The organism is uncultured Algibacter sp. (genome assembly GCF_947490405.1).
In the GTDB taxonomy this organism is placed as follows: domain Bacteria; phylum Bacteroidota; class Bacteroidia; order Flavobacteriales; family Flavobacteriaceae; genus Algibacter_B.
Genome location: NZ_CANLGU010000001.1, coordinates 490,643 through 514,960 on the forward strand (window position 1 = coordinate 490,643; position 24,318 = coordinate 514,960).

At 32.0% G+C, this 24,318-nt stretch carries 25 protein-coding genes; 16 read left to right on the top strand and 9 right to left on the bottom strand.

The window, feature by feature from the left end:
* Positions 1–174 precede the first annotated feature (174 nt).
* The 3 genes from nhaD to Q0772_RS01955 form a co-directional block, all read right to left on the bottom strand.
* Positions 175–1,566: a sodium:proton antiporter NhaD gene (gene nhaD, locus Q0772_RS01945; RefSeq protein ID WP_298339555.1), complete on the bottom strand. Its 1,392-nt coding sequence runs from the start codon at positions 1,564–1,566 to the stop codon at positions 175–177.
* Positions 1,567–1,574: 8 nt separating this feature from the next.
* Positions 1,575–2,801, bottom strand: a complete 1,227-nt coding sequence (locus Q0772_RS01950) for a Glu/Leu/Phe/Val dehydrogenase dimerization domain-containing protein (RefSeq protein WP_298339557.1) — start codon at positions 2,799–2,801, stop codon at positions 1,575–1,577.
* 155 nt (positions 2,802–2,956) lie between these two features.
* On the bottom strand, positions 2,957–4,021 hold the full coding sequence (locus Q0772_RS01955; protein WP_298339560.1) for an anhydro-N-acetylmuramic acid kinase: 1,065 nt from the start codon (positions 4,019–4,021) through the stop codon (positions 2,957–2,959).
* Between the two features lie 140 nt (positions 4,022–4,161).
* Between Q0772_RS01955 and Q0772_RS01960 the strand changes: the two genes are divergently transcribed.
* The 11 genes from Q0772_RS01960 (at position 4,162) to Q0772_RS02010 (ending at position 13,364) form a co-directional block, all read left to right on the top strand.
* On the top strand, positions 4,162–5,304 hold the full coding sequence (locus Q0772_RS01960; protein ID WP_298339563.1) for an acyl-CoA dehydrogenase: 1,143 nt from the start codon (positions 4,162–4,164) through the stop codon (positions 5,302–5,304).
* A 130-nt stretch (positions 5,305–5,434) separates the two neighbouring features.
* Positions 5,435–5,770 carry an arsenosugar biosynthesis-associated peroxidase-like protein gene (locus tag Q0772_RS01965; protein ID WP_008270413.1) on the top strand — a complete coding sequence of 112 codons (336 nt, stop codon included), beginning with the start codon at positions 5,435–5,437 and terminating at the stop codon, positions 5,768–5,770.
* Positions 5,771–5,847: 77 nt separating this feature from the next.
* The gene (gene arsS / locus Q0772_RS01970; RefSeq protein WP_298339568.1) at positions 5,848–6,903 is read left to right on the top strand and encodes an arsenosugar biosynthesis radical SAM (seleno)protein ArsS; all 1,056 of its coding nucleotides are present in this window, start codon (positions 5,848–5,850) and stop codon (positions 6,901–6,903) included.
* 9 nt (positions 6,904–6,912) lie between these two features.
* Entirely contained in the window at positions 6,913–7,407 is a 495-nt protein-coding gene (locus Q0772_RS01975; protein ID WP_298339571.1) for a rhodanese-like domain-containing protein, read from the top strand.
* Positions 7,400–8,029: a TIGR04282 family arsenosugar biosynthesis glycosyltransferase gene (locus Q0772_RS01980; protein WP_298339573.1), complete on the top strand. Its 630-nt coding sequence runs from the start codon at positions 7,400–7,402 to the stop codon at positions 8,027–8,029. Before Q0772_RS01975 ends, Q0772_RS01980 begins: the two co-directional genes overlap by 8 nt.
* A 71-nt stretch (positions 8,030–8,100) precedes the next feature.
* Positions 8,101–8,835 carry a T9SS type A sorting domain-containing protein gene (locus Q0772_RS01985; protein WP_298339576.1) on the top strand — a complete coding sequence of 245 codons (735 nt, stop codon included), beginning with the start codon at positions 8,101–8,103 and terminating at the stop codon, positions 8,833–8,835.
* A 3-nt stretch (positions 8,836–8,838) separates the two neighbouring features.
* Positions 8,839–9,651 carry a purine-nucleoside phosphorylase gene (locus Q0772_RS01990; RefSeq protein ID WP_298339578.1) on the top strand — a complete coding sequence of 271 codons (813 nt, stop codon included), beginning with the start codon at positions 8,839–8,841 and terminating at the stop codon, positions 9,649–9,651.
* Between the two features lie 76 nt (positions 9,652–9,727).
* The gene (gene arsM / locus Q0772_RS01995) at positions 9,728–10,699 is read left to right on the top strand and encodes an arsenosugar biosynthesis arsenite methyltransferase ArsM (protein ID WP_298339581.1); all 972 of its coding nucleotides are present in this window, start codon (positions 9,728–9,730) and stop codon (positions 10,697–10,699) included.
* Between the two features lie 65 nt (positions 10,700–10,764).
* Positions 10,765–11,658, top strand: a complete 894-nt coding sequence (locus tag Q0772_RS02000; RefSeq protein WP_298339584.1) for a sterol desaturase family protein — start codon at positions 10,765–10,767, stop codon at positions 11,656–11,658.
* Between the two features lie 20 nt (positions 11,659–11,678).
* Positions 11,679–12,551, top strand: coding sequence for a DUF547 domain-containing protein (locus tag Q0772_RS02005; RefSeq protein WP_298339587.1), 873 nt, complete (start codon positions 11,679–11,681; stop codon positions 12,549–12,551).
* A gap of 33 nt (positions 12,552–12,584) precedes the next feature.
* Positions 12,585–13,364 carry a TIGR04283 family arsenosugar biosynthesis glycosyltransferase gene (locus tag Q0772_RS02010; RefSeq protein ID WP_298339590.1) on the top strand — a complete coding sequence of 260 codons (780 nt, stop codon included), beginning with the start codon at positions 12,585–12,587 and terminating at the stop codon, positions 13,362–13,364.
* A 3-nt stretch (positions 13,365–13,367) separates the two neighbouring features.
* Here the strand turns inward: Q0772_RS02010 and Q0772_RS02015 are convergent, their stop codons facing one another.
* A complete protein-coding gene (locus tag Q0772_RS02015) occupies positions 13,368–14,096 on the bottom strand; it encodes a metallophosphoesterase family protein (RefSeq protein WP_298339593.1) in 729 nt (242 codons plus the stop codon).
* A 119-nt stretch (positions 14,097–14,215) separates the two neighbouring features.
* Here Q0772_RS02015 and Q0772_RS02020 point away from each other — a divergent pair, with 119 nt between their 5' ends.
* The 3 genes from Q0772_RS02020 (at position 14,216) to Q0772_RS02030 (ending at position 16,507) form a co-directional block, all read left to right on the top strand.
* The gene (locus Q0772_RS02020; RefSeq protein WP_298339596.1) at positions 14,216–15,328 is read left to right on the top strand and encodes a helix-turn-helix domain-containing protein; all 1,113 of its coding nucleotides are present in this window, start codon (positions 14,216–14,218) and stop codon (positions 15,326–15,328) included.
* 118 nt (positions 15,329–15,446) lie between these two features.
* Positions 15,447–15,935 (top strand): hypothetical protein, encoded by a 489-nt coding sequence (locus Q0772_RS02025; protein WP_298339599.1) that lies wholly within the window; start codon positions 15,447–15,449, stop codon positions 15,933–15,935.
* Positions 15,936–15,940: 5 nt separating this feature from the next.
* On the top strand, positions 15,941–16,507 hold the full coding sequence (locus Q0772_RS02030; protein ID WP_298339603.1) for a YceI family protein: 567 nt from the start codon (positions 15,941–15,943) through the stop codon (positions 16,505–16,507).
* Here Q0772_RS02030 and Q0772_RS02035 read toward each other — a convergent pair.
* The 5 genes from Q0772_RS02035 to Q0772_RS02055 are packed head-to-tail and all read right to left on the bottom strand — an operon-like array spanning position 16,504 to position 21,178.
* A complete protein-coding gene (locus tag Q0772_RS02035; protein ID WP_298339606.1) occupies positions 16,504–17,775 on the bottom strand; it encodes a POTRA domain-containing protein in 1,272 nt (423 codons plus the stop codon). The genes Q0772_RS02030 and Q0772_RS02035 overlap by 4 nt on opposite strands.
* On the bottom strand, positions 17,772–18,500 hold the full coding sequence (locus Q0772_RS02040) for a hypothetical protein (RefSeq protein ID WP_298339608.1): 729 nt from the start codon (positions 18,498–18,500) through the stop codon (positions 17,772–17,774). Before Q0772_RS02040 ends, Q0772_RS02035 begins: the two co-directional genes overlap by 4 nt.
* Positions 18,493–19,503, bottom strand: coding sequence for a glycoside hydrolase (locus tag Q0772_RS02045; RefSeq protein ID WP_298339611.1), 1,011 nt, complete (start codon positions 19,501–19,503; stop codon positions 18,493–18,495). Before Q0772_RS02045 ends, Q0772_RS02040 begins: the two co-directional genes overlap by 8 nt.
* 36 nt (positions 19,504–19,539) lie before the next feature.
* A complete protein-coding gene (locus Q0772_RS02050; protein WP_298339614.1) occupies positions 19,540–20,412 on the bottom strand; it encodes a hypothetical protein in 873 nt (290 codons plus the stop codon).
* 52 nt (positions 20,413–20,464) lie between these two features.
* A complete protein-coding gene (locus Q0772_RS02055; protein WP_298339617.1) occupies positions 20,465–21,178 on the bottom strand; it encodes a DUF547 domain-containing protein in 714 nt (237 codons plus the stop codon).
* A 243-nt stretch (positions 21,179–21,421) separates the two neighbouring features.
* Here Q0772_RS02055 and Q0772_RS02060 point away from each other — a divergent pair, with 243 nt between their 5' ends.
* Positions 21,422–22,723 carry an FAD-dependent oxidoreductase gene (locus tag Q0772_RS02060; RefSeq protein ID WP_298339620.1) on the top strand — a complete coding sequence of 434 codons (1,302 nt, stop codon included), beginning with the start codon at positions 21,422–21,424 and terminating at the stop codon, positions 22,721–22,723.
* Between the two features lie 2 nt (positions 22,724–22,725).
* On the top strand, positions 22,726–24,315 hold the full coding sequence (locus Q0772_RS02065) for a 4Fe-4S dicluster domain-containing protein (RefSeq protein ID WP_298339623.1): 1,590 nt from the start codon (positions 22,726–22,728) through the stop codon (positions 24,313–24,315).
* The last annotated feature ends 3 nt before the right edge of the window (positions 24,316–24,318 follow it).

Below are 24,318 nucleotides of genomic sequence, written 5' to 3' on the forward strand. Positions count from 1 at the left end.
GTGTGAGAACATGATACTTTGTTAAAACTTTAGATAGAAACTGCAACTGTATTAGTCCCGATAGCTATCGGGACTAATACAGTTAAAAGCTCACAACTTTTACTTCATAGCGCAGAAGCAAGGACTTGCAACAAAAAGCCCAATGCCTGGGTAACGCAAAAACTTTTATATATTTTAAAACATAGTTCTTGTAACCATAAATGCGGCTGAGCCTACTAGGAAACCAACAAGTGCTAACCAAGCGATTTTTTTTAAGTACCAGAAAAAATCTATTTTTTCCATACCCATAGCTACAACTCCGGCAGCTGAACCAATGATTAACATACTACCACCTGTTCCTGCAGAAAAGGCTATAAAATGCCATAATTCATGATCGGTTGGCTCTGAAAACATACCCAAACTAGCAGCAACTAGCGGTACGTTATCAATTACAGCAGAACCTACCCCAAGTAATAGAACTACTAAATCTGAAACCCCTCCAGAGTGCATTTCAGTACCTAGTTGAGGCATTGAATCTTGTAAAGATGTGGCAAAATTGAATAAAATCCCTAACGACTCTAAAGCTGCTACTGCCATTAAAATCCCTAAGAAAAACAGTATACTAGGCAATTCTATTTTAGCCAAAGCGCTATGTACTGGACTGTGGTGTGCATGCGCATCGCTTTCTTCTGAATCGTGACTAGACATACTGAATTTAGAACTACTATATATCTCTGCAAATGTTGCTACGATACCTAGAGACAGCATCATACCAACATAGGGCGGCAAATGTGTAACCATTTTAAAAATAGGCACAAAAACAATTGCACCCAAACCTAAATATAACATTGTACCACTGAATCGCGACTTGGATTTACCACCTGTCTCTTCCATTTCTAAATCTCCCTTAAACGCAGGTAAAAACGATGCGATAAGCGTAGGTACTGCCATACATAAAAACGAAGGGAGTAATAAGTAACCTATTAAATGACCTGTTGTAACTTTTTTACCAATCCATAACATAGTTGTTGTTACATCCCCAATAGGAGACCAAGCACCACCAGCATTAGCAGCTATGATGATTAAACCCGCAAACCAAATTCGAACACTTCTATCTTTTACAATTTTCTGAAGAATAGAAATCAAAACAATTGTAGCAGTTAAGTTGTCTATGATTGCAGATAAAACAAAAGCTAGAATAGCAAATATCCATAGGATTTTTGTTTTCTTTTTTGTCTTGATAAAGTTTTTAATTGTTGAAAATCCATCAAAATAATCAATAATTTCAACGATAGTCATTGCACCCAATAAAAACACTAGTATCTCTGAGGTCTTACCTAGATGATGTAAGAGTGTTTCTTCCATCATATGCATTTTTTCTTCATGACCCAAAAGCCCAAAGTTTTCCAATAAAGCATGCTTTCCTGAATCAAACCACTGCGGGAAAGTTTCTAAACCCAAAGCTATTAAAGCCCAACAAATGGCCATCATAACCAATGCTGGTATAAGTTTATCAATTTTTATACTATGCTCTAAGGTAATGGCTAAATAGCCCATTACAAATACTAAAATAATTACTGTTTCCATATTATGGTTTAAATTAGTTGTTTGAGAGCTAGCTCAAAAGCTGTAGCGCTCATCTCGGTTTTTGACTTATTTTTATTATAAATTTTTTGTATTGCGTCTCTTATTATATTTGATGTGTCATTAAAAATAGCTTCGTCAGTCATTTGCACCTTTCGTTCCATAAAATAAGCAAAAACTCTAGCCATCCCACAGTTTGAGATAAAATCTGGTATCAGACTTACTTTATAATCGGTATGTTCCATGATTGGACCAAAGAAAATTTCTTTATCAGCAAATGGTACATTCGCGCCACAAGATATAACTTCTAATCCACTTTCAATCATTTCATCAATTTGATGGATTGTAATTAAACGTGAGGCTGCACAGGGTGCAAAAATTTCTGTTTTTAATGCCCAAATCTTTTTATTAATTTCCTCAAAAGGGATTAAATTTTCTGCTACTAAAGTATTACCCTTTTTGGTAACGAAAAAATGACAAATATCATCAAATGAGAATCCATCTTCATTTATTAAACCTCCTGCAATATCGATAATTCCAACAATTTTCGCCCCCATTTGAGACAAATAAAATGCTGCCGCTGCACCAACATTTCCAAAACCCTGAACTACAGCACGTTTCCCTTTAATAGATCCTCCATAAATATCATAAAAATGTTTAGCAGCTTCAGCTACTCCAAAACCAGTAATCATATCTGCTACAGTATATTTTTTTGTAACATCTGGAGAATAATCGGGATTTTCTATAACCTTGATTACACCTTGACGTAACTGCCCTATTCTATTTATTTTATCAGCTTCAGTGGGTTTAAAATGCCCATTAAAGACTCCTTCTTGCGGGTGCCAAACGCCACTTTGTTCCGTTATTGGAATAACCTCATGGATTTCGTCTACATTCATATCTCCTCCTGTTCCATAATAACTTTTCAACAAAGGTGAAACAGCTCCATACCAACGTTCTAATACACCTTTTTTTCTAGGGTCTTTGGGGTCAAAATTAATACCCGATTTAGCGCCACCAATAGCAGGACCAGAAACCGTAAACTTGATTTCCATGGTTTTTGCTAATGATAAAACTTCATTCATATCAAGTCCCTTACGCATTCTTGTTCCTCCACCAGCAGCACCTCCGCGCAATGAGTTTATAACAACCCAACCTTCAGCTTCTGTTTGAGAATCTTTCCAATTGAATACAATTTCTGGTGCTTTATTTTCGTATTTCTTTAATAATTCTTTCATTTTTTTCTAATAGATTCGTTTTTATAGCTTTCTTATAATTTATCCAGAGGTAAGTCTAAGCGAAGTTATAATTGAGTCATCGAAAAAAAATTAATATTATTAATGTAACAAATATAAAAAACTAAAAATCCTTTAAGATTAATTTTATGTGATTTTTAAGGAAGAAACATTATACCTGAACTGTGGTCTCTTGATGCGCCGGTAACACTTTTCAAGCAATTAACTTCATTTCTAAGCCTTAACACCCCTAAAAATCCAAAAATGAGTGCTTCTTTAAACTCTATAATATTGTTTGAAGGCAATAGAATAGCAGTTTTAGAATGATGTTTTATTCTTTCTATTAAATATGTATTGTAAACACCTCCGCCTGTTGCAAGAACAGTGGCATCTGCTTTTTTGTTAGTCTCTGAAGCAATTTGAATAGCGATATGCTCAATAAAAGTTCTTAAAAGATCTTTTAAATCAAGTTGAAAACTATCCATAATTGGAAAAATATTATGGTTTACCCACTCTAAACCTAAAGATTTTGGATGTTCTTCATTATAAAACTCTAGATTATTCAATTTATCTAACAATTTAAAATTCAAACTACCACTTTTCGCAATCCTACCCTCATCATCATAAGGCAACCCAAGTTGATTTACATATTTGTTTAAAACAATATTAACCGGACATATATCGTAAGCAATACGCTCACCATCAAAATTCATTGAAATATTGGCAAATCCTCCTAAATTCAGACAAAAATCATATTCTGAAAACAATAACTCATCTCCAATAGGAACTAGGGGCGCACCTTGACCACCTAATTTAACATCTTGTACCCTAAAATTGCAAACCACATTTTGATTTAACAAATCTGCCAAAGTTGGCAAGTTACCAATTTGATATGTTAAACGCTTGTATGGTTGATGCAAAGCGGTATGTCCATGAGAACAAATTGCATCAATATTTTTTATTTGATTTTTATTGATGAAATCTTTTATTACTCCAGCAAGATATTCTGTGTAATCATCATCAATTCTTTGTAATTCTTCAATTGGAAAGGACACTAAACGTTTTAAAATATCAAACCATTTTTTACTGTATTTTATGGTTTCAGTACAACCAACCTTAAAACTCCAATTTATTTCTTTTTGAAAATTTATATACACCAAATCTATACCATCCAAAGAGGTTCCAGACATTACGCCAATTACATTATACTCAGATTTCATCATAAGAAAGTAAAAGTAATCATCTTAGTTAAAATTATAAAAAAATTTAACCAGTGATATCAAACTTTTAGTTTTTAAGAATTCACAATTAAAAGCTATATTTGTAAACATTTTTTATTAAAAACACTATTTAATTACGAAATATGAATTTTAATCTTTCAGAAGAACATATCATGATACGTGATGCTGCACGCGATTTTGCCAGAACAGAATTACTTCCTGGAGTAATTGAGCGTGATAATAAACAAGAATTCCCCCAAGAACTTGTTAAAAAAATGGGAGATTTAGGTTTTATGGGAATTATGGTAGATCCTAAATATGGTGGAAGTGGTATGGATGCGATTTCATATGTTCTGATTATGGAAGAATTATCAAAAATTGACGCATCTGCCTCAGTAATTGTTTCCGTTAATAATTCCTTAGTTTGCTATGGTTTAGAAGCCTATGGAACTGAAGAACAGAAACAAAAATACCTAACAAAACTTGCCACTGGAGAATTTGTTGGTGCTTTCTGTTTAAGCGAACCAGAAGCTGGAAGCGATGCTACATCACAACGTACAACTGCTATAGATAAAGGCGACCATTACATAATTAACGGTACAAAAAACTGGATTACAAGCGGTGGACGTGCCGATGTTTATTTGGTTATAGCACAAACAGATAGAGACAAAGGGTCTCACGGAATTAATGCTTTTATTGTTGAAAAAGGCACTAAAGGTTTCGACATTGGACCAAAAGAAGATAAATTAGGAATACGCGGAAGCGACACACACACCCTACAATTTAACGATGTAATAGTGCCTAAAGAAAATAGAATTGGGGTTAACGGTTCTGGATTTCGCTTTGCTATGAAAACACTTTCCGGTGGGCGAATAGGTATTGCAGCTCAGGCTCTAGGAATTGCCTCTGGAGCTTATGAATTAGCTTTAAAATATTCTAAAGAACGAAAAGCATTTGGTACTGAAATTTGTAACCACCAAGCCATCGCTTTCAAGTTAGCTGATATGTATACAGATATTGAAGCTGCAAGAATGTTAGTAATGAAAGCCGCTTGGGATAAAGACCAAGGCAATAATTACGATAAATCTAGCGCCATGGCAAAATTATATGCATCCAAAGTAGCTATGGAACACACTGTTGAAGCTGTTCAAATACATGGTGGTAACGGCTTTGTTAAAGAATATCATGTAGAACGTTTAATGCGTGATGCAAAAATTACGCAGATTTACGAAGGCACTTCTGAAATACAAAAGATTGTAATTTCAAGGAGTTTAATTAAAGAGTAACATAATAACTAAACATACTTTTAAAAATCGCCATGCAATATTTTAAATATTAATTGGCGATTTTTGTTAAGTTCAGTTAAACCTATCGACTAAATCATTTAGATTTCTATCTTTAGCCAAAAAATATTTTATGAGTAAAACATATTACGATCCTGCAGACTTAAGAAAATTTGGAAAAATCACTGAATGGAGTGAGGAATTAGGTAACAAATTTTTTGAGTACTATGGTAAAGTTTTTGAAGAAGGTGCACTTTCAGCTCGCGAAAAATCTTTAATAGCCTTAGCAGTAGCACATACTGAACAATGCCCATATTGTATTGACGCTTACACCAAAGACGGTTTGCAACGTGGCGTAACAAAAGAAGAAATGATGGAAGCTATTCACGTTGGTGCAGCTATAAAAAGCGGCGCAACGTTAGTGCATGGTGTTCAAATGATGAATAAAGTAAACAAGTTAGACGGGTAAAATAAGGTACAGTTTTTGAATTACGGTTTTTTGATTTTTTATCACGAATTTGTAGTTCATAATTCTCAAATCAAAATATGGCAATAAAGTCACTACACAAACGCGAGAGCGATTTAGCAAACAGCAACAGGCAATTAGAAATTCTGTCTAATGGTATTTTTAAAAATGGAGAATTACCAACATTTAAAGATAAAATATCAGAAACAGATCAGTTTCCTTTAAAAGCAAAAAAGCTAGAAATATTACAAATTAATGTAGGTTACATGTGTAATCAAGTTTGCGAACATTGTCATGTTGATGCTGGTCCAGACCGTAAAGAAATCATGACCAGAGAAACCATGCAGCAATGTTTGGACGTTATAAAAAATACAGGTGCACATACTTTAGATCTAACGGGAGGCGCACCAGAAATGAATCCTGATTTCCGTTGGTTTGTTGAAGAAGCTGCAAAAGTTGGTATTAAAGATTTTATTGTGCGATCTAATCTAACCATCATCAGAGCCAATAAAAAATATTACGACTTACCCGAATTCTTTAAAAAACACAATGTGCACGTAGTAAGTTCTATGCCACATTGGACACGTGGCAAAACTGATAAACAGCGTGGTGATGGTGTTTTTGATAAATCCATAAAAGCGCTTCAAGAATTAAATGCTGTTGGTTATGGTATGCCCGGAAGTAGCCTAAAATTAGATTTGGTTTATAATCCATCAGGTGCTTTTTTACCAGGTGACCAAATGGCTATGGAAAAAGATTTCAAAAAAGCATTACTCGAAGATTTTGGCATTCAGTTTCATAATTTATTTGCCATTACTAATTTACCAATCTCACGTTTTTTGGATTACTTAATTGCTTCAGAAAACTATGAAGATTATATGTATTCTCTAGTTGAAGCCTATAATCCTGCTGCTGTTGAAAATGTAATGTGTACCAATACACTCTCTGTAAGTTGGGATGGTTATTTATTTGATTGCGATTTTAATCAAATGCTAGAACTTCCAGTAAATAGTAAAGCAAAACACATATCAGAGTATAACCAAGACTTGTTAGAAGGAAGAAATATTGTTATTTCTCAGCATTGTTATGGTTGTACAGCTGGCGCAGGAAGTAGTTGTCAAGGAAGCGTTGCTTAAAAGCATGACATGAAAAACATATTTTTATTCATATTAATTGGTGTTTCTATTTCTGGATTTTCACAGAAAAAATTATCTAAACTCTTAAAACAACAGAATCAAGAGACGATTCCATACATATCTGTTGAAGCTCTAAGTAATGAAAAAGAAAATGTTATTTTATTAGATTCTAGAGAAGAAAAAGAATTTAAAACCAGTCATTTACAAGATGCTATTTGTGTGGGTTACGACTCATTTAACTTGGCTTCTATTCAACCTAAGCTACCAAATAAAGATTCAAAAATAGTAGTGTATTGTTCTTTAGGTATTCGCTCTGAAGATGTAGCAGAAAAACTTAAAAAAGCAGGATATACCAATGTTTACAATTTATATGGTGGTATTTTTGAATGGAAAAACAACGATTTAGAAGTTCTAAATTCACAAGAAAAAACAACAGATTCCATCCACACATTTTCAAAGGAATGGAGCAGATGGCTAAAAAAAGGTATAAAAGTATATGAATAAAGCACTGGTAATTGTTTTTGTGAAAAACATAAAACTTGGAAAAGTAAAAACTCGACTTGCAAAAACCATAGGTAACCAAGGAGCTTTCGAAGTTTACAGCGAGCTGGTAAAGGTTACTGAAAAAGCCACAAAAAATTTAACTGCCGATAAACGTATTTATTTTTCTGATGCTGTTGTTGACTCAAAATGGTCATCAGATTTTAAAGCCGTTCAAGAAGGTATCGACTTAGGTGAACGCATGAAGAACGCTTTTAAGAAAGGTTTTGAAGATGGTTACAACCGTATCGTTTTAATAGGCTCAGACTTACCAGATATTACAGCAAATCATATCAACAAAGGGTTAGAGGCTTTGAAAGAAAATAATATGGTTTTTGGACCCGCTGAAGATGGTGGTTATTATTTAATTGGACTTTCAAAAATGAACAACTTAGCTTTTGAAAATAAACCTTGGAGTCAAACGCACTTATTAGAGGAAACACTTCAAGAATTAAATGAAAAACACATCACATTTACTACCTTAGAGACTTTAAATGATATTGATACCTATGAGGATTTAATAGCTTCAAAGTTTTATCAATCAAATATAGAGTTACAGAAAAAAATCAAGCAACTACATGAGTAATCTTTTTAATACTGATGAAATTTTTTCATAATCAATACGACTATCTAGAAATAATTATTCAAAATAGAATTATGAAAAAAATTACACTTACCTTTATTTTATTTTTCATTTACCAACTTACTCCATCTCAATGTACTGTTAACGCTACAAGTTTCAACAACAACACTGTTGCATCATATGATGTTAATGGAGATATAACAGTAACTTTAAATAGCAATAATACAATTTCATTAGATTTAGGTTCAAATTTCATGACTGCGGATGGACCAGATATCAGAGCATACCTAGTAAATTCTAATGGAATACCTGATGAAGACTTAAAAATGACGCCAATAGGTGATTTAGATTTCATTGAGTTTGGTCTAGTTGGATGTGATGGATGCAATCCTCAAATTCCTGCTAATGGTGCCAAATCTTTTAACGTAGCTATTCCTAATGGTGAAGATATTAGAGATTACGACAAGGTGTTTTTTTATTGTTTACAGTTTGATGCTTTTTGGGATTTTGGCAGCATTGTGCCTTTTTCAAATTCTAATTGTAATATTTTAAGTGTAGATGAAAATGATTTTAATTCATCATTTAAAATTTATCCAAACCCAACTTACAATGATATAACAATAGAAAACGACAAACATCTAAATATATCAATTAGTATTTTTAATGTTTTGGGTAAAGAAATTTTAAATACAAAAAATTCTAAATCATCAAACATTAAATTAAACTTATCTTCTTTAAAAGCTGGCGTATATTTGTTAAGAACTACATCTAATGGTTTATCACATACAACTCGATTAATAAAACAATAAAATATGATAAAATTTATTGAAGAGACTACATCATATCTTAAAGACAAAGGTTTTGATAATCCAGAAGTGGGTATTATACTAGGCACAGGGTTAGGGCAATTAATAAACGAAATAGAAATACTAAAAGAAGTTAGTTATAATCATATTCCTAACTTTCCAACAGCTACTGTTGAGTTTCATAAAGGAAAACTCATTTACGGAAATATGGCTGGTAAAAAAGTTATTGTCATGCAAGGGCGTTTTCATTTATACGAAGGTTATTCGTTGCAAGACGTTACTTATCCAGTTCGTATTATGGAAAAATTAGGCATAAAGACCTTATTAGTCTCTAATGCTTCCGGAGCTATTAACCTCAACTTTAAAAAAGGTGAACTCATGCTAATTGAAGACCATATTAATCTTCAAGGTAGTTCTCCAATTGCATTTAAAGGTGTTGAACTTCTAGGTGAGCGTTTTACTGATATGAGTGCTCCTTATGATTCTAATATCAATTCAGAATTTAAAAAAATCGCGAAAAACAATAATATAAAGCTTCATGAAGGTGTTTATGTAAGTGTTGTTGGACCGCAATTAGAAACCAGAGCAGAATATCGCATGCTTAAAATAATGGGTGCTGATGCTGTAGGAATGAGTACCGTTCCGGAAGTTATTGTTGCCAAACATTTAAATTTAAAAGTAGCTGCTGTGTCTGTTTTAACAGATGAATGCGACCCAGACAATCTAAAACCTGTAGACATTAGTGAAATTATAGCAATGGCAGGAAAAGCAGAACCCAATATGGTAAGCCTTTTTAAGGAATTAATTAAAACACTTTAATTATGTAATATGGGTTACATACAACCTATATAAAATAACTATTTTTATACAGATAAATATTTACTGAAAATATACCATGAGCACATACTTAGAAACAACCCACGACGTATACAAAGAAGCGGCACTAACTCCAGACGTTGGACTATGCTGTACTACAAACCCAATTTGGGAATTACCGGGTTTAAAAATCCCTAAAATAATGCAAGAAATGAACTATGGTTGTGGTTCAACAGTTCATGCTCGTGATTTAACAAATAATCCAAAGATGCTTTATGTTGGTGTTGGTGGAGGTATGGAGTTGCTTCAATTCTCATATTTCAATCGTCAAAAAGGTGGTGTTGTAGGTATTGATGTGGTTGATGAAATGTTAGAAGCTTCTAGAAAAAACTTTATAGAAGCTGAAGCTCAAAACGATTGGTTTAAAAGTGAATTTGTAGACCTAAAAAAAGGAGATGCAATGCATTTACCTGTTGAAGATAACAGTATTGATGTTGCGGCTCAAAATTGTTTATTCAATATTTTTAAAGCTGATGATTTAAAGAAAGCTATAGAAGAAATGTACCGTGTTTTAAAACCACATGGACGTTTAGTAATGAGCGATCCTACTTGCGAACAGCCTATGAATGATACGCTCCGTAACGATGAACGTTTACGAGCTCTATGTTTAAGCGGAAGTTTACCAATTGCTGAATATGTTAAAGCATTAACAGATGCTGGTTTTGGAACTATAGAAATTAGAGCTAGAAAACCATACCGTATTTTAGATCCTAAAAATTATCCAACAGACGAATTAATCTATATAGAATCTATTGAAGTAGCAGCTATCAAAGATCCTATGCCAGAAGATGGTCCATGTATTTTTACTGGTAAAGCTGCTATTTACTATGGTTCTGAAGATTATTTTGATGATAAAAAAGGGCATGTTTTATTAAAAAATCAGCCTTTAGCTATTTGTGATAAAACAGCTGGAGCAATAGCTGCACTTAATAGGGATGATATTTATATTAGCGAATCTACTTATCATTATGATGGTGGTGGATGTTGTTAATATTTTCTGCTAAAGTCAGTAATTAAATCGAATTGTAACAGATTCCCTCCTTCAAGGAAACGAAGATGGAGAAATATATAGACATCATAAAAAACTCCTATTCTGGTTACTGGAATTATCTTAAAAATGAGATATTCTTCCAAAACCAATGGGACAACTATTTTTATGGTTTAATCATTATTTCACTTTTGGTTTGGGGTCTAGAAATTTTATTTCCATGGCGTAAAAATCAATCTATTTTCAGAAAAGATTTTTGGTTGGACACGTTTTATATGTTCTTCAATTTTTTTCTATTGAATCTTATTATCTTAATTGCGCTTTCAAACACTGCTGCTCAATTTTTAAATGATATTTTATCAAGTGTTGGGTTATCATTACAAAGTTTTCAACTTTTTGATGTAGATAATCTACCAAACTGGCTGGGACTATTTGTGTTCTTTATAGTGTCAGACTTTGTACAATGGAACACACACCGTTTATTACACCGCGTACCCTTCTTATGGAATTTTCACAAAGTACACCACTCTGTAAAAGAAATGGGATTTGCAGCACATTTACGTTACCATTGGATGGAGCCTGTTGTTTATAAATCGTTACTTTATCTTCCTATTGCTATTATTGGAAATTATGATGCTAAAGACGTTGCTATAGTTTATTTTTTTACAATTACCATCGGTCATTTAAACCATGCTAACTTAGGTTGGGACTACGGGTTATTCAAATATATCTTCAATAATCCCAAGATGCATATTTGGCATCATGCCAAAGCTTTACCAAAACATGTTAGGTTTGGCGTTAATTACGGACTAACATTAAGTATTTGGGATTATATTTTTAAAACAAACTATATTCCACATAATGGAAAAGACATTGAATTGGGTTTTTCTGGTGATGAGACTTTCCCTAAAGATTTTATAAAACAAGAACTCTACCCTGTCTTTTCGAAAGATAAAGATTAATTTGAAAACAAAAGTCTTAAATGAAATACCTGCAAATATTAATTATTATTCTTTTAATTATATCATGTAAAAGCACAAAACGAGTTACAGTTACTTCTTCAAATACCCATAAAACTGAAACACAAGAGATAGTAAAAGACACTATCAAGGTTTCAGTAAACTCTGAAGTAGAAAATACAGTATCTAAAACTGAAGCTCCTGAAAGTATTCAAATAAATCCAGTTATAAAAGAGGAAGAAGAAGAGTTGTCTACGCTTAATCATAGAGACTGGACTGTATTACTTCAAAAACATGTCTCTGACCAAGGAAATGTTAATTATTTAGGTTTCAAAAATGATAGAAAAGCATTATTAGCATACATAAGAGACCTTGGAAAAAACATACCAGTTTCAACCTGGAGTAAGCAAGAAAAACTTGCCTATTGGATCAACGCTTACAATGCTATGACAATAGATTTAATTCTTAGACATTATCCAGTAGAAAGTATTAAGGATATTAAAAAACCATGGGATCAACGCTTCTGGAAACTTGGAGAAAAATGGTATAATTTAAATGAGATTGAACACGATATCCTCAGAAAAATGGATGAACCTAGAATTCATTTTGCTATTGTATGCGCCTCTTTTTCTTGTCCTAAATTAGAAAACAACGCATTTATTTCTAACACTTTAGAAGCACAATTAACCAATGTAACAAAAGAGTTTCTAAGTGACGAAAAAAGAAATGAAATCTCTGAAAATAGCATCAAAATTTCAAAAATATTTCAGTGGTTTTCAAAAGATTTTAAGCAAAACGGGAGTTTAATTGATTTCTTAAACCAATACTCAGATATTAAAATTTCTAATAACACAAAAAAGGATTTTAAAGATTACGATTGGTCTTTAAATAAATAAAACCAAGATCATAATTTTTTCGTAAACATTTATATGATAAGCATCGTAATCCCTACTCTAAACGAACAAGCCAACATTGGCAAACTCTTGGAATATCTTATTGCGAATACCTCAATTAAAAACATAAGTGATATTATTGTAGTTGATGGCGGAAGTATAGATAACACAAAACAAATTGTTAAAAATTTCATTACTATACATAACAATTCTAAAAAAGAAGCCTACCTATATACCGAAAAAGAAACCATTAATACTATACCCGATTTTATTGAAACCAAAAAAGCGACTATAAACCTTTTACAATCTAAAAAAGGACGAGCAAAACAAATGAATTTAGGAGCTAAACTTGCAACTGGACATATCCTATATTTTCTACATGCAGATTCATTACCACCAAAAGATTTTGATAAATTAATTTTGAACCAAATTAAAAAAGGTAATCAAGCGGGATGTTTTAGAATGCAATTTGACAGCAACCATTGGTGGTTGCGTTTAGCAAGTTGGTTAACCCAATTTAGATGGCGTGCTTGCCGTGGAGGAGATCAAAGTCAATTCATTACCAAATCGCTATTTGATGACATAGGAGGCTATGATGAACGCTTTATTATTTATGAAGACAATATTTTAATAAACGAGTTATATGCCAGAAATGAATTTGTGGTTATTAACAAAAAACTAAAGTCTTCTGCGAGAATGTACAGAAAACATGGGGTTTGGAAACTACAATATGTCTACTGGTCTATTTATGTAAAAAAGTGGTTTGGAGCAGATAATAATACTTTATATAATTTTTACAAAAAGCAATTAAGCTAAGATTTACTTATTCCTCCCCTTTTCATTTGGATATAAACCTGGTAAATTATCACTCTGAAAGACTTCTTTAGTATCAATATTTACACCTGAAATTTTCCCTGTAAATGCTGCCCCTGTATCAATATTCCAAACATTAATAGCTTGCATAGGCACATCAGAATTAAAATTGATAGTTGGTGTGTGTCCAATGTAAATTTCTTTGTAGTGTTTTAATCTGTTTGGATAAATAGCTGAATCCTTTTCAATTCGTTTATCCATGGTTAGAGCCATTTCCCATAGTGTTCTATCAAAATACAGTGTAGTCTCAAAAACTTCCTTTTTTACTCCGTGCATCGATGTAAAACCTGCATGAAGAAATAATCTGTTTTCATCATCTATATGATATAGTGGCATATTCTCGAAAAACTCTAAATGTGTGTTTTTATCTTCTTTTGAAAAACCTTGATAGCTTTCCATGGTTTCTTTACCTCCGTGCATGTACCATGTTGGGTTAACCTCTCCGCTTCGTAACCATTCCTCGCACCAAACATCATGATTACCTTTAATAAACACAGTGCTTATTTTTCCTGAAAGCTCTAATAAAAATTGAATTACCTGTGCAGATTCGCTCCAACCATCTACGTAGTCACCAACAAATATTAGTTTGTCTTCATCTTTAACTTTTATTTTATTTAGTACTTGTATTAAGGCTTTTAATCCGCCGTGAATATCTCCAATAGCAAAAGTGCGCATATCTATTAGTTTTTGGCAAAACTAATAGATTACAGTATAAATTCGTGCTTTGAATATTAAATTTAGTTTAACAAAAACAACCTATTGCATGATTTAATGACTTATGTATCTTTATAGAAATGAAACCACTAGAAGTTCTGCTTACTGTTTTATTAGGTATTGGAGCCATCCAAGGCTTAGTGTACGGCATCATTTTATGGAATAACAATAGACAAAACAGAACAGCCAACAAATTTCTAGCTGCTATTTTATTTTTCTTTTCCTATCGCTTAATTGTTGAAATACTGAAACTTTTTAATATTGGCTTTTATGATTTTTGGTACCATTTTCTTCTAGAGTATAATTGGATTTATGGAGCGTTAATCTACTTTTTTGTCAAGGCTTATATTACTCCAAAATTCAAATTGAATTTAAAAAATGATTGGATTCATTTTCTACCCGTTGGCATTGAGTTTCTTTGGAGCAATTTTATAAAATCTCAAAATTTTTATTGGGATGGTACTCGAGAAAGCTTATCATGGCTAGGTTATTATGGTTATATTATTTGGATGCATTACCCTACTATGTATATTATTTCAGGATTACTAATCATATATTATTCCTTTAGATCTGAGAAACTTTTAAACATAAGAAATAATCCTGTTTTCGAAATAATTTCTGAAAATACAATTTGGATTAAACGTCTATTGAAGGTTTTAAGGTTCTTTTCAATTTTGATTATTCTTATTGTACTCATTGACTTAATTTTCTTTAACTACGCCTTCAATAGATGGTATCATTACCCTTTATTTATAGGCATGACTTTAATAACTTACTGGCTGGGAATTGAAGGTTTTGGCAAACGAAACCAATTAGCTTCAAAACTTAAAATCGTTCTCTCTTCTAAAGAGAAAAGTCAACTTGATGAATTATCTAAAAAGATATCCCATTTGATGATTGAGAAAAAAATATTCAAAAATCCAAACTTAACTTTAAATTCACTTTCTGAAGCATTAAACGTAAAACCATATTTAACTACCAAGTGTTTAAATTTAATCTTCAATAAAAAATTCAATGATTTCATTAATGAATACAGAATAGAAGAAGTGAAAAAATTAATAAACAATCCTGATAACAATCAATATACGCTATTAGCTTTAGCTTACGACTCTGGGTTCAACTCTAAAGCATCATTCAATCGAGCAGTAAAAAAATTAACTGGAAAACCTCCTAGTGCGCTAAAACATATTTAATAATGCATCAATTATTTAATTGACACATTTCCAAACACTTAAAAAGGTCTCATTTAACTAATTGAGACGATTAGTATTACTTTTAATCTCACTTTTGTTTCATCAAAAATATAAAATGATGAAAACAATAATCTTATTCCTAATCGTATCATTTCAGTTTGGTTTCGGACAATCAAATTACGGAACTCCAACTAACAATACACCGTTACCAAAAAAATTTAAAGACCTTAGAGTCGCTATTGACGTTAAACATTTCCCGAAAGAGAATGACCCAGTAAAAATTAAAAACGCTTATTACTGGAAACATGCAACAGCCATTCTTTGTAAAGAAGCTGAAATTACTATTACTGAATACGGAGCTTTCCTTTTTTACAATGAAAAATGGAATTTAAGAAAAACATATGCACTAAAGGAATTAGATAAAACATTTGGAACAAAAAAACAACTTATGCTCCAAGGCCAACCTTATGTTTGGGCTAACAACTGGCGCATTGATAATAAACTTTTTGGAGGTTGGGCAATGTGGTATTTTATTGGCACAACCAAAAAAGGTGAAAATGTTTGCGGATATGAAACTATAAACACAACCTCTAATCTTTTAAATTAAATAACATGAAACTTTCTAAATCTCTAGCGATACTTTTATTTACATCACTCACTTTTCAATCTTTTGGACAAATCAAAAAAATAAATATTGAAAAAAGCCTTTTGAATTGGACTGGAAAAGCCGCTTTTAGTTCTTATACATTAACAGGACATATTAAACCTAAAAGAGGTAAAATTGAAATTAAAAGCGACAGCATAATTGCTTTAACCATAGTTATTGATATGAAAAACATTAGTCATGAATATAAAGACTTAGTAAAACACTTAAAAAGCAAAGATTTTTTTGAGGTCAAAAAATTTGAAGAAGCTTATTTCGAATTAACTAAACCGTCAGTAATAAAAGATAATATAGCAGTTTTAACAGGAAACATGACCATTAAAAATGTAACGCATCAAGAAAGCATCACAATCAATCTTCAAGATAATTACAATTCTATTTCTTTTAATGTATTACTTGATCGAACTAAATATGGGATAAAATTTAATTCGCCAAACTTTTTCAAAAAACTAAAAGAAAATGCTATTGCTGATGAATTTAAATTAGAAGGCACACTAAAATTGGAGGCAAATTAAAAATATTGGCCTATACCAAACACAAAACCTTGTGTAGAATTATCTGTGACTCCATGACCATAATCTATTCTAAAAATAGCATTGAAGATTTTTTTATGAATAAAACGCAACCCTATACCTGGATATACTCTGATATTTTGAGAGTCACCAAAATCGCCAAAATCACCCCCTGGGTTTCGCCAAGAACCAGCATCAACGAATGCATTACCTTGTAAAACAAACCAGTTTTTTTCATAAAGCGTATATCTATACTCAGTATTTAAAACAACAACTCCCGTACCTCTGTCTATGATGTTACCTACACCTCTTATATTTAAATTATTATCTACTGAAAAAGGAGCAAAAGGCGTGTTATCATTAGTTGACAAACCTAAACGCAATCTATTAGCCCAATTTCCTTTTTTACCTATTCGTTTGAATAGAAAAAAGTCATTCCATCCTATGAAAAAATCGGGTAAAATATCATTAGTTGACGTTACATATTGAAAATTAAACTGACTCCTAAATCCTGAAACAAATTGATAATAGTAGTCTAACTTATTGTACTCAAATATCCCTTTTAGCAGCCATTTATGTACGTTTAATTCTTGTGGAACGTTAGGATTTGTAGCTCCAGACTTATATTGATAATCTTCAACAAAATAGTTAATCCCTAATTCTAATCTATTTTTAAAATTGAACTCATATAACCCGAGAACTTCAAAAGATTTATTATTGTATTTATAATTCGAATCTTCAGACTCACCTTCAATAAATACGGGCTCTAATGTTGTTAAGTCCTGAAAATTAACAGCTAAACCTAATTTATTTGAAAACAGATAAGGTGCTCTAAAATTAATAGCATAACTGCTATAAATATCATGTTGATAAAATCCTCCTAAACTTATATTCCTTCCAAATAAATTAAATTCATTTAAACCTAGTCGATATGCAAATTCATCATCGTTGGTTGTAAAAACATTCGCAAACGGAATAAGTGTTATATTTTCTTCTATATTATAAAAGACGTTATATTGGTTATCATCAGACTGAAATACTTGATAATACGCGTGTGAAACTGATGGTAATCTCTTTAAACGTAAAATATCTTGCTCTATAACAGTAGAATCTAAAATGCTTCCCGATTTAATAGAAGATATACTTTTTACAAATGCGGGCTTAAGCTTTTTATTCCCTTGTATCTTTAAATCGTGAACTATTTTATTTTGGCTATTTACAGCTGAAATAAAAAACACAAATAATGATAAAAAAAGTACTATTGACTTCATTCTGCAATAAATGATTTTTGAATGACCAAATTTACCCAATTATCCAGACTTACATCCATTAACGTGAAATTATATTTTTCAAACAATACTAAATCTGAAGGCGTATTTACTGTTACATTCAATACAACATTACTCGTGTTATAATATTGAAACATGTTTTCATAAGTATATGTTCCAGATAATAAGTTATTATTTTTATCAGAAATCACTTGAAAATATATAGCATTCTCACCTACTAGATTATCTTCCCAAGTAAAATTTGGCATTCCAGACTGTGATTGATTTATAGTAGTTAAATCATTCCAAACGGTTGGTTTAGAGACTTGTTTTGTTAGAATTGGATTTGAGATTTTAATATCACCATCTAATTCAAAGGTTATAATAATCCATTTTTCATTTGATGCTTTTTGAGTAAACTTCCCTAAATGCCCACCAAAAACTGGCTCAGGAACTGGAAAATTTCTTATATAATTTTTAAAATCAGCCTCATCTACTTCTGTATTAGTAGTCTCATAAAACCTGATATCTGTGGCTCCCAACTCAGGATAATAAAACGTAAGGATGTCACCAGTATCATTATCGCTTGCAGCACAGGCAATAACCGCACCCATTTCAAAAGCTTTATTTTGTGTATAAGTCTCCAAAGACTGGGAAATCTCTTCATCGCCTTTGGAACAAGACAATAATATGGCAAAACATAATATGATATATTTTATTTTATTCATTTCTAGATTTATACTGCATACGCAATAAGTCTTCCACTGGTTTGTTTTGGGGTGTAAACATAAAATTATCCTTTCCTCCTACTTTATCATGTTTATGAAACCACTTCCATATAAAACCTCCTGCAAACCAATCTTCGCTCCAAAAGGTTTCAAATAAGGCCTGCGTTGTATTTGTTTGTGCTTCAAGGTTTACTTGATTTAAACTTCTATCACTTACCCAAGGTGCTTTGCCTGCATAATCAACACTTCGATAACCGTATTCTGTAAATAGAACAGATTTATCGTGTTTTTGAGACATATTGTATATAATTTGTTTATGCTTTTTCCAACCTATCAAACACTCTTCAACAGTAGGCGTTTTACTATTACTAACTGGGAAGTAAGCATCTATTCCAATAAAATCTAATTTACTCCAAAATGGCGTACGCTTAAATTCATCCCAATTGGCTGCATAAGTTAGTTTTCCTTTATATTTAGCCTTTATTGTTTCAATTAAACTATTCCAATATTCAGGTCTATTTTCTATAAATTTTTCTAATTCTGTGCCAATACAGAATATTTCTGCATTCACCTCATTTGCGAGTTCTGCATATTCTAAAATAAAACTTGAATATGATTCCTCTAAAACCTTCCAGTCTGATTCATTTTTCATTTCAATAAATCCTGTAAACTCACCATGCCAAACCCATATTTGAGGCTTTATCATGACTTTTACACCCTTTTTTCTAAGCTCTCCTATATATTGCTTTGCCCCTGCTCTAGTTTCTCCAAACCATTGTTTATCCGTATTGTAAACCAGCTGAGGGTTATTTAAGTTTCTTATAAATCCAAATGGCATAATAGCAGCAAAATTAGCATTCACTTTTATAACGGGAGAAATATGTGTTTCATTTACCGGCTCAGGAGAAGCAACAAAACTCACACCATTTATCTTTTTGGTTTGAGTTTCACAAGACTGAGTAAATACTATAAAAGAAAAAATTAGGAGCTTAAATAATCTCATAGAAAGAAGTTTAAGCCCCTAATTTACTATTTATCATTAAAATAATGCTCTTAAGCCAATGTTAAAAGATTCTCCGATACCAGTATTAGAACCTCTAACAAAGCTACTATAAAGCGCTTCTAAATTTAAAGTTTTTGTTAATTGGTATTTCCCTCCAAAACCTACTGCTGTAAAATCTTGTTCAAAATCTCCAAGTCTTTGAAAATGCTGAACAAATCCTAGGATTGTAGATTTATCACTTGGAAAATAACTCATAAATACACCAGGAGCAAGCACAAAAGTACCATTAGCAAAACTTTCATCATCACCAAAATTATATTCTGTATTTAACTCAGTAAATAATTGCCAATTACCACTTGGCAGAGTATAGTCATAGAAAAAACGATTTTGGAACGTATACGCCGTTTGGTCTAGAAACACGCCTTGAGCATCAGATTCCTCACTAATGAGCGGAATATGAAATGCCGACTGAATTGTAAAATTACTAACGTCTTTTAATGGGTTAAATTTAATTACTGGTGCAATTGAAGTTAACCCAGAACGGGCTGTCCCTCTTTCTCCATCAAATGAAAATATATCTAAGGCACTTCTATCTCCTATAACATTAGATCTTAATTCAGCTAATAAACCAACATTGATTTTACTGTTTTCTGAAACTCCAGTGAATATATCTATACTAGATGTAAAAAATGTTTCTCTATCTAAATTTTTAGTTATGTCTCCATTACTATTTGCAACTTTTGTTTGGGTATATAAATTATTAAACCATTTAATATCCCACTGTCCTTTTTTCAATAATTTTGAAGGTGTATATGTTTGAATAACACTTCCTTCGTTTTCTTGATCTTCTTGTGAATATCCTGTATATGATATTACTGTTAGTACTAATATTGCGATTATTTTTTTCATTATTTCTATTTTGGTTTGTTGTTTGTTATTTATTCTTTTTTGGTTATTTCTGTTATTGTTTATTTACTTTCCAATTGTAAGGAAAGTAACTTAATTTGTATTTACCTTCTAATTTTTCTGTTCTGTATTTATTTATAAAATCGATTTCAGTCATTCCATTCATTTTGAAATCTCCTTTATACCATTCCATAATTTGTGATACCTCTACACGTTTCTTTTTTGTATTTACTCGAATAAAATCTCCATTAATTGCTTTTTTAGTTTGTGCTTCTAATTGCGCATTTAATGTATTAGGCAAATATGCCTTATTAATTAATGGCGGACAACCAACAGCACCACATACTAATACAAAGTGAAAGCGCGCATCGTTAAACTGACCTCTTAAAAGTTTGTGCTCAATATCATTTAAAGTGATGTTTTTTCCTCCTAAACTATGCTTAGTTTTATCAAAAAAACCTGCATTATCAAGTGGCGAATTTGTTGGGTAGTTATCAATAATCCCTTTGATTACAGATAAATTATAAGCGTTAATCCAAAAGGCTTGATAATTGTTGGCATCACTTTTTGAAACCGAAATCCCTTCAGCTAAACCTAAAAGATCGTTTAATTGTGACGGAGCTGCATGTATTTTAGAATATGCCACTCTTCCGTTTGAGACATTAGCTTTAAAAAAAGCATCTGCTTTACTAAAAAAAGTATTTAAATCTTGAGAAATCCCTTCAAAAGATATTAGTGATATTAGTATTACTATAAATTGTTTTTTCATTTTTATGTTATTGTTTTGCCTTATTTTTGTTTAAGACTGTTTTTAAAATTTTTAAGCTCTGCAAAGTAACTGCCTTTAGGTCGAACTAAAATTCAGGTAATTACACATTAAACAAACTTTTTTTCGGGTCTTATTGCTTTTCCAATCCTTACAAAAAAAATCTATTTAAACCCATTCTAAATTACCAGTTATCTTTAAGTTCTTATCTTTAGCTACGACCTAAACCTTTATAACAATCAAATTATGAAAGAACACATCGTCATTATTGGAAACGGAATTTCTGGTGTAACAGCAGCAAGACATATTAGAAAATTGTCTGACAAAAAAATTACCATTGTATCTGCTGAAACTGAATATTTCTTCTCAAGGACAGCACTCATGTACATATATATGGGACACATGAAATTTGAACACACACAACCTTATGAGAATTGGTTCTGGAAAAAAAACCGAATCGATCTTAAAAAAGGATATGTTAGTAATATTGATACTGACGCTAAAACACTTCATTTTGCTGAAGGCGACTCCTTAAAATATGATAAACTTATTATCGCAACTGGTAGCAAACCCAATAAATTTGGATGGCCAGGTCAGGATTTAGAAGGTGTTATGGGCATGTATCATAAACAGGATTTAGAAAATCTTGAAAAACATGCGCCTAATAAGGAGGTTTGTAAACGCGCTGTAATAGTTGGCGGAGGGTTAATTGGTATTGAATTAGCTGAAATGCTAAATTCAAGAAGTATTCCTGTTACATTTTTAGTAAGAGAAGATAGTTTCTGGAATGGTGTTTTACCTTCTGGTGAAAGCGAAATGATTAATCGTCATATAAAAAATCATCATATCGATTTACGTTTGGGCATGAATCTGAAGGAAATAAAATCCGATGAAAACGGAAAAGTAAAATCCATCATTATTCAAGAAACCGGAGAGGAAATTGAATGTAATGTGGTTGGTTTAACCGCTGGTGTATCTCCTAATATTGATTTTATAAAAGATTCTAATATTGAAACTGGTAGAGGTGTAAAAGTGAATCGTTATTTAGAAACTAATATCCCTGATGTTTATGCTATTGGAGATTGTGCAGAACAACACGAAGGTATAAATGGTCGCAGACCTATTGAAGCCGTTTGGTACACAGGACGAATGATGGGAGAAACTTTAGCACAAACTATCTGTGGAAATAAAATACAATATAATCCTGGGCATTGGTTTAACTCTGCTAAGTTTATGGATATTGAATATCAAACCTATGGATGGGTATTTGCAAATCCAAGAGAAAACGAAGCACATTTTCATTGGAAACATGAAGACGATACGAAATGCATAACCATTTGTTATGATACCACCACGAATGCCTTTTTAGGTATTAATACTTTTGGAATTAGAATGCGTCATGAAACTTTTGACACATGGCTTACAGAGAAACGAGATGTTGATTATGTAATAAATCATCTTTCTGAAGCCAATTTTGATCCTGAATTTTACAGCCATTACGAAGCCGATATTCTTTTAGCTTATAACAAACAATTACAAACAGCATAACCATGAGTAATAAAATAAACCACAGCATGTCTTTAGCTAAACCAGACGCTTTAGACATTACAAACAAACAAAAAATAGCTCTTGCAATAGGCATTATTGGGTTATTAATTTTAACACTAGCTCTTTTTAATACAGACTTTCCAAACAAAGGATTATTCTTAACACTTGCCTTAGGGTTAATATCTGGCGGCATTATAATCTATTCGAGAGAGGCGTATTTATCTAAGCTAGAGGGTATAAAAAATGATGGAGTTTGGTTTAAATCCATTTCCTCTCGAGGTACTTGGGGTTGGATTGTTGGTGTTATACTCACTGCATTTTACATCATATTATATTTCTTTCCTAAATATTTAGGATTAGGAACAGACGGTGCAGAAAACACGGGATTAATTAGCTTGTTCGATCCTTTAAGCAAATTATTAAGTGGCAGACCTGCAAGCCAGTGGTTTGTTTACGGTACACTTTACACGGTTGCTATTTTAGCCTTTGGATATAAATTTATTTTAAAATACAGGCACAATCGTTACCAACAATTACGTACAGGTTCTGTAATGTTTTTTCAATTAGGTTTTGCTTTTTTAATTCCAGAGTTCATGTATGTTATGAACAACGATTTGCCATATTACGATTTAAAAAGTGTATGGCCACTTAACTATTATATTTTTGATGAATGGTCTGTAAACGGCTTTCTTTCAAACGGAAATATTGGTTTAGCTTTAATATTGTTTGGTATCATTTCCATTTTTGTAATCACACCCATTTTAACTTATAAATACGGAAAACGTTGGTATTGCTCATGGGTTTGTGGTTGTGGCGGTTTAGCCGAAACTGCTGGAGATTCTTTTAGACAATTATCTTCTAAAAAAATGTCTGCTTGGAAACTAGAACGCTGGTTAATACATACTGTTTTAGTATTTTCTGTAGTGATGACAGTAGCTATGATTTACACCTATTTAGGTTATGATAAAAATGATTTCTGGTTAACACGAGGTGTTTTTATTTCTTTAGTTATCGGGTTCCTAACATTAGTTTTTGCAGGTGTTATGTATTTTAAAAGACAAGAATTAGGTAAAGATGCTAAATATGGTGCTATTGGTTTCTTTGTTGTCATTGCATTATTACTTATCATGCATTTTACAGGAACAACAAATCAAATATTTTATATTAAATCGGGTGCGCTAAGATCTGCATATGGTTTATACATAGGTTCTATATTTTCAGGTGTTATTGGCACAGGCTTTTATCCTATCTTAGGAAGTCGTTCTTGGTGCAGATTTGGTTGCCCTATGGCTGCTATTCTAGGATTTCAACAACGTTTATTCTCTAAATTTAGAATTACAACTAATGGCGGACAATGTATTTCTTGCGGAAACTGCTCAAATAGTTGTGAAATGGGAATTGATGTTCGTGCCTATGCACAAAAAGGAGAAAATATAGTACGCTCAAGTTGTGTTGGCTGTGGTATTTGTTCTGCAGTTTGCCCAAGAGGTGTTTTGAAATTAGAAAATGATAGCATGGAAGGACGTATAAACCCAACCGAAGTACTATTAGGAAATGATGTTGATTTAATGGATTTGGTAAACAAAAAGTAATCG